Source organism: Actinomadura sp. 7K507 (assembly GCF_004348425.1).
In the GTDB taxonomy this organism is placed as follows: Bacteria; Actinomycetota; Actinomycetes; order Streptosporangiales; family Streptosporangiaceae; genus Spirillospora.
This window is the reverse complement of record NZ_SMKK01000374.1, coordinates 1-5,789: the sequence shown is the minus strand read 5'-3', so window position 1 is coordinate 5,789 and position 5,789 is coordinate 1. Positions and strand designations below refer to the sequence as shown.

Sequence of the window (5,789 nt, the reverse complement as noted above, 5' to 3'; positions counted from 1 at the left end):
GGAAATCCCGCCGCCCCCAGCCCGAAGCCGCCTGACGGACGCGGACGGCGAGCGAGGGAGATCGCGAACGGGGCGGCGCCCGCCGGATCCGTTGTGGATCCGGACGGGCGCCCGCACCCTGGGCAGGCGCCCATGTGCCGGCGGAGCGGGCACATGCACACGGTGGGCGCCTGAGGCTCTGCACCCGTGACTATGCGCGCTCCGATGCGAATGGTCACCCTTGTGTACATTGCGTTCACGGTGAGGCAGAGACGGAAGGTGCGCGTGTGCGGCGTCCCGAATGGGCGATCCCCGGTCGCTGGAGCCTGGCGCGGCAGCTGCTCGTGCTGCAGGCCGCGATCGTCGGGCTGCTCGTGGCGGCCGGCGCGACCATCGCCTACCTGGACGCCGGGCGGTCCGCCGACGACGCCGCGACGCAGACCGTGACGGCGGTCGCCAAGAGCATCGCCGACGCGGACAACGTCCGCACCGCGCTCGCGTCCCCCGACCCCAGCCGGCTCCTGCAGCCGTACGCCGAGCGCGTCCGGCGCGACACCGGCGTCGACTTCGTCACGATCATGAACCCGGCCGGGATCCGCTTCACGCATCCGAACCCGTCCCGGATCGGCGGGCACTTCGTCGGCAACACCGGGCCCGCGCTCGCCGGGCTGACGTTCACCGAGACCTACACCGGCACGCTCGGCCCGTCCGTCCGCACCGTCGCCCCCGTCGTCGACGGCGGCCGTGTCGTGGCGCTGGTCGCGGTCGGCATCACGATCCACGTCATCTCGGCGGAGCTGCGCCAGCGGCTCGTCTCCCTCGCCGGCATCGCCGCCGCCGTCCTGGCCGTCGGCGTGGGCGGCAGCTACCTGGTCGCCGCCCGCCTGCGCCGCCAGACCCGCGGCGTCGCGCCCGGCGAGCTGCGCGAGATGTTCGAGTACTACCAGGCGATCCTGCACACCGTCCGCGAGGGGCTCGTCCTGCTGGACCGCTCGGGCCGCGTCGTCCTCTGCAACGACGCCGCCCGCGACCTCCTCGACCTGAACCCCCCGCGGACGGATCTGCGTGGGCGGGCCGTCGCGGACCTGGGGCTGCCGGACGAGCTCGTCGCCACCTTCGTCTCAACGGAGCCGCGGTCGGACGAGGTCCACCTCGCCGACACGCGGGTCCTCGTCGTGAACACCTCGCCGGTGCGGTCGCGGGACCGGGCGAAGGGCAATGTCGTCACCTTGCGCGACCACACCGAGCTGCAGGGGCTGACCGGCGAGCTGGACACCGTGCGCGGGTTCGCCGAGTCGCTGCGCTCGCAGGCCCACGAGGCGGCGAACCGCCTGCACACCGTGGTGTCGCTGGTGGAGCTGGGGCGTCCCGACCAGGCCGTCGAGTTCGCCACCGCCGAGCTGAGGACCGCGCAGTGGCTCACCGACCGGGTCGTCGGGTCGGTGACCGAACCCGTGCTGGCCGCGCTGCTGCTCGGCAAGTCCGCGGAGGCCGGGGAACGCGGCGTCGACCTCGTCGTCACCGACGACACCGTGATCGAGGGAGTTGCCGAGCCGCGCGACCTCGTGACCATCCTCGGCAACCTCATCGACAACGCGGTGGACGCCGCCCTCGCGGGCGCGGACGCGCGCCCGCCGCGCGTGGTCGTGCGCGCCCGGACGGACGGCGGCGCCCTCGTCCTGGAGGTGTCCGACAGCGGGCCGGGCGTGGACCCGGCCGCCGTGCCCGAGATGTTCCGGCGCGGCTGGACGACCAAGACGTCCGGCGGGCCGGTCGGCCACGGCCTCGGGCTCGCGCTGGTCGGGCAGGCCGTGCGGCGGCACGGCGGCGAGGTGCGCGTGGGCCACGACGACGGCGCGGTGTTCACCGTCCGCCTGCCCCTGGACGCGCCGTGATCACGGTGCTCGTGGTCGAGGACGACCCGGTCGCCGCCGAGGCGCACCGCTCCTACGTCGAACGCGTCGCCGGATTCACCGTCGCCGGTGTCGTGCACTCCGGGGCGGAGGCGCTGCGGTTCTGCGAGCGCACCGCCGTCGACGTCGTCCTGCTGGACTTCTACCTGCCCGACACCCACGGCCTCACGGTGTGCCGCGCGCTCCGCGCCGGGGGCAGCGACGTCGACGTCATCGCCGTCACCTCCGCCCGGGACCTGGCGGTGATCCGGTCGGCGGTGGCGGTCGGCGTCGTCCAGTACCTGCTCAAGCCGTTCACGTTCGCGTCCCTGCGCGACAAGCTCGACCGGTACGCCCGGTTCCGGGAGCAGGCGGTCGGCGCCGGCGAGGTCAGCGGCCAGGCCGACGTGGACGGCATGCTCGCCACCCTCCGCACCCCCGATCACCGGACGCTGCCCAAGGGCATGAGCGGCGAGACGCTCCAGGCCGTCACCGAGGTGCTGGCCGGCGCCGCCGACGGGCTGTCGGCCGCCGCGGCGGCCGACCTCACCGGCGTCTCCCGCGTCACGGCCCGCCGCTACCTCGAATACCTCGCGGAGAACGGGCTGGCGCACCGCCGGCCGCACTACGGGCAGGTCGGCCGCCCGGAAGTGCGCTTCTATCCCGGGTAGACGGGGTACGCATGTGACATCGGTGAAACGACATCGGGGGAGTTGTCGTGAGCGACAAGCCAGGTAAGGACGAGGCGACCGGGAACGCCGAAGGGGAGCGTGCCGGGCGCTCGCCGGGTGCGGGGGGCGGCGCGGACGGCGGGCCGAAGAAGAAGCCCGGCGACGCGGCCCGCAAGATGCGCGCGATGTTCAAGGGCCAGGGGGCGGGGCCGGCGCGGCCCGCGTCCGGCGACGACGGGGCCCGTTCCGCGGCGGCCGAGTAACCAGACATTGACCGTCTCTTTCTCCGATGTGGCGGTTTGCCCGACGTGCGGCGAGCATCTATCGCACATCAGCCGAGGCATTGGGGGACGTCATGAGCCAGGACGACGCACGGACCGCCGGTCAGGGCTCCACCGGGACGATGCGCAGACGGGCCGCCGACGGCGGCTCCAGCGAGCTCGTCACGTCCGAAGGCAACACCAGGATCGCCGACACCGTGGTCGCCAAGATCGCGACGATGGCTGCCCGGCAGGTCGGCGGCGTGTACGAGATGGGCGCCGGGGTGTCGCGGACGATCGGGTCGGTCCGGGACCGCATGCCCGGCGTGGGGTCCGACGACACCCAGGGGGTGGACGTCCAGGTCGGTGAGCGCCAGGCCGCCGTCGACATCGACCTGGTCGTGGAGTACGGGCTGTCCATCCCCGACCTCGCGGGCGCGGTGCGCACCAACGTCGTCAACGAGATCGAGCACATGTGCGGCCTGGAGGTCGTCGAGGTGAACATCACCGTGGACGACGTCCACCTGAACGGGGACGAGTCGGACGAGAGGTCCGAGGAGCCCAGGGTTCGATGATCGCCTGGGACGTGGAGCAGCAGGTCGGGGCCGGGCCGTCCGGGCCGGTGCCGGAGGGGGCGGTCGCCGATCTGGCGGAGCGGGTCGCCGAGGCGGCCATGACGTGCCCGGACGTGCTGGGCCTGACGTCGGGTCCGCGCGGCTGGATCGCGACCTACCGCGCGGGGCCGCCGCTCACGGGGGTGGCGGTGCGTTCCGGTGAGGTCGAGGTCGGGGTCGTCGTCCGGTACGGGAGGCCGTGCGTCGAGATCGCCGACGATGTCAGGCGGCTGGTGCGCCCGCTCGCGGGCCCGCGAAGGGTGGACGTCCTGATCGGTGACCTGGCCGATGACGGCTGACGCGCCGCCCACGGACACCGGGCGGGCGGGCGCGGACGAGAAGGGGAAGATCCGCATGGACATGAGACTGCTGTGGCCCCTGGTCGGGATGGCCTTCGGGGTGGCGCTCGGGTTCGCCGGCGCGTTCGGGGGGTTCGGGCCGTTCTTCATCGTCCTGTTCCTCGGCGCGCTCGGCTTCCTCGTCGGCCGCGCCATCGAGGGCGATCTCGACCTCGGGCGGCTGGTCGGCACCGGCCGGCGGGCGCGATGACGGGCGCGGTGGCGTCCGATGTGGTGATGGACGCGGAACGGGGCCGCACGACGATCCGCGAGCAGGCCGTGGCGCGCATCGTCGCCAGGGCGGCGGCGGAGGTCGACGAGTCCGGTGGGGTCGGCCGAACCGTTCTCGGCGTGCCGGTCCCCGGGCGCCGTCCCGCCCGCACGGAGGTCCGGGTGGACGGCGACGTCGTCACGGCGAGGGTCGCGATGTCGGTGAGCTACCCGATGCCGGTGCGCGATGTGGCGCGGCAGGTGCGCGAGCGTGTGCGCGGCCGGGTGGAGGAGCTGACCGGCTTCACCGTCCGGCAGGTGGACATCGACGTCTCCGAACTGGGCCGTCCCGCCGCGGGTGAGAGGACCGTGCGGTGACCGCGCAGGCCCGGGGGGCGGCGACCGGTCTCCGGTCCGCCGCCGGGCGGCCCGAGCCGAAGACAGGGGGGCGCCAAGCCGGGGGGCGCAAGGCAGACCGTGCGGCGAGGCACGCGTTCCGCTCGCGCCGGGTGCGGCCCGCCATGGTCGGTGCGCTGCTGCTCACGGCGGCGAGCGTGCTCGCCGCGATCGAGGTCATCTCGGCGCTGTTCGACCGTCCGGCGGGCATCTTCCCGTACGGGTGGGTGAGCGACGCGGCGTGGGACGACTGGTACGTGCTCGCGATCTTCGGTGCGCTGGCGCTGCTCGGCCTGCTCTTCCTGCTGGCCGCCCTGATGCCGGGCAAGTCGCGGATGGTCCCGCTGCACGGCCGGGACCCGAACCTGATGATGGGGGTGAGCAGGCGCGGGCTCAAGCGCGCCGTCGCCGCGGCCGCCGAGGACGCGCCGGGGGTGTCGGGCGTGCGGCGGGTCCGGCTGCGCCGCCGCCGGGTGAAGGTGGTCGCGAAGACGCCCGTGCACGAGCCCGCGGGGCTGGACGAGGGCGTCGCCGAGGCCGTGCGCGACCGGCTCGACCGGCTCGACCCGCTGCCCCGCCGGTCGGTCCGGGTGCGGATGAAGCACCAGGGGGCGTGATGGACCGCCGTCCCGCGCACCTCAACCGCACCGGGCTGGCCCTGGCCGGCGCCGTCCTCGCCGCCGCCGGGGGCGCGGGCCTCGCGCGGGGCCTGGGCGCTTTCGGGGACGGGCGGGCCTCCGCGCCGGTCCTCACCGGCGGAGCCCGCGGCTTCGCCGAGGACAACGGCTGGTTCTGGCCCGCCGTCGCCGCCGCGGTGGTCGTCCTGGCGCTGCTCGGGCTGGCCTGGCTGCTCGCGCAGGCGCGCACGGGCCGGCTTCCGGGCCTGGCGCTGGAGCCGGACGCCGAGGTGGGGACGACGCGGTTGTCGGCCAAGGCCGTCGCCGACGCGGTCGAAGCCGATATCGGGGAGTATCCGGGCGTGCGGAAGGTGCGGGCCCGGCTGATCGGCTCGTCCCGGCGGCCCGAGTTGCGGCTGAGCATCGCGTACGGGCAGCACGCCGACCCCGCCGAGTTGCGCCGGCGCGTCCAGGACGAGGCCGTGCCGCGCCTGCGCGCCGCGCTCGAGCGGGACTCGCTGCCGACCGTGGTGCGGTTGCGCCTGGTGCCCGGGGACCGGACCCCCACCGTCATCTGATCCTGGACGACACTTTGAGGTGTATTGAGGGCTATTCGTCCCTTATGGGGCTAATGTCCGAAGTGGACATGACGTCGAGGGCATGAAGGAGGCACGCTTGTCCGACCTCTCAGTTTCGGGCGGCTCCACCACGGGGTCCTTCGGCGCATGGAGGGAACAGACGAACCAAAGCAAGGGCCCCTCCCGCTGAGCGGCCCGACGGCCCGGGGGCCGCGGCGGTATACGCCGCGGCCC

The 5,789-nt window shown here is 74.3% G+C and carries 9 protein-coding genes; all 9 read left to right on the top strand.

Annotation, left to right across the window (positions count from 1 at the left end; genetic code table 11):
- The first annotated feature begins 266 nt into the window (after window positions 1-266).
- The 9 genes from E1285_RS42620 (at window position 267) to E1285_RS46190 (ending at window position 5,555) form a co-directional block, all read left to right on the top strand.
- Window positions 267-1,874 (top strand): sensor histidine kinase, encoded by a 1,608-nt coding sequence (locus E1285_RS42620; RefSeq protein ID WP_243723449.1) that lies wholly within the window; start codon window positions 267-269, stop codon window positions 1,872-1,874.
- Window positions 1,871-2,542, top strand: coding sequence for a response regulator (locus E1285_RS42615; protein WP_132160582.1), 672 nt, complete (start codon window positions 1,871-1,873; stop codon window positions 2,540-2,542). Before E1285_RS42620 ends, E1285_RS42615 begins: the two co-directional genes overlap by 4 nt.
- Before the next feature lie 47 nt (window positions 2,543-2,589).
- Window positions 2,590-2,805, top strand: a complete 216-nt coding sequence (locus tag E1285_RS42610; RefSeq protein ID WP_132160581.1) for a hypothetical protein — start codon at window positions 2,590-2,592, stop codon at window positions 2,803-2,805.
- 92 nt (window positions 2,806-2,897) lie between these two features.
- Window positions 2,898-3,377, top strand: a complete 480-nt coding sequence (locus E1285_RS42605; RefSeq protein ID WP_132160579.1) for an Asp23/Gls24 family envelope stress response protein — start codon at window positions 2,898-2,900, stop codon at window positions 3,375-3,377.
- Window positions 3,374-3,715 carry a hypothetical protein gene (locus tag E1285_RS42600; RefSeq protein ID WP_243723448.1) on the top strand — a complete coding sequence of 114 codons (342 nt, stop codon included), beginning with the start codon at window positions 3,374-3,376 and terminating at the stop codon, window positions 3,713-3,715. Before E1285_RS42605 ends, E1285_RS42600 begins: the two co-directional genes overlap by 4 nt.
- Window positions 3,716-3,785: 70 nt before the next feature.
- Entirely contained in the window at window positions 3,786-3,965 is a 180-nt protein-coding gene (locus E1285_RS42595; RefSeq protein WP_132160584.1) for a hypothetical protein, read from the top strand.
- Window positions 3,962-4,342, top strand: a complete 381-nt coding sequence (locus E1285_RS42590; protein ID WP_243723447.1) for an Asp23/Gls24 family envelope stress response protein — start codon at window positions 3,962-3,964, stop codon at window positions 4,340-4,342. The genes E1285_RS42595 and E1285_RS42590 overlap by 4 nt, the downstream gene beginning before the upstream one ends.
- On the top strand, window positions 4,339-4,977 hold the full coding sequence (locus E1285_RS42585) for a DUF6286 domain-containing protein (RefSeq protein WP_132160577.1): 639 nt from the start codon (window positions 4,339-4,341) through the stop codon (window positions 4,975-4,977). Before E1285_RS42590 ends, E1285_RS42585 begins: the two co-directional genes overlap by 4 nt.
- The gene (locus E1285_RS46190; RefSeq protein WP_165967003.1) at window positions 4,977-5,555 is read left to right on the top strand and encodes an alkaline shock response membrane anchor protein AmaP; all 579 of its coding nucleotides are present in this window, start codon (window positions 4,977-4,979) and stop codon (window positions 5,553-5,555) included. The genes E1285_RS42585 and E1285_RS46190 overlap by 1 nt, the downstream gene beginning before the upstream one ends.
- The last annotated feature ends 234 nt before the right edge of the window (window positions 5,556-5,789 follow it).

Excerpts from the sequence above, each read along its gene's own strand:
- E1285_RS42605 (WP_132160579.1), top strand. The coding sequence starts at position 2,898 with ATGAGCCAGGACGACGCACGGACCGCCGGTCAGGGCTCCACCGGGACG.
- E1285_RS42600 (WP_243723448.1), top strand. The coding sequence starts at position 3,374 with ATGATCGCCTGGGACGTGGAGCAGCAGGTCGGGGCCGGGCCGTCCGGG.
- E1285_RS42590 (WP_243723447.1), top strand. The coding sequence starts at position 3,962 with ATGACGGGCGCGGTGGCGTCCGATGTGGTGATGGACGCGGAACGGGGC.
- E1285_RS46190 (WP_165967003.1), top strand. The coding sequence starts at position 4,977 with ATGGACCGCCGTCCCGCGCACCTCAACCGCACCGGGCTGGCCCTGGCC.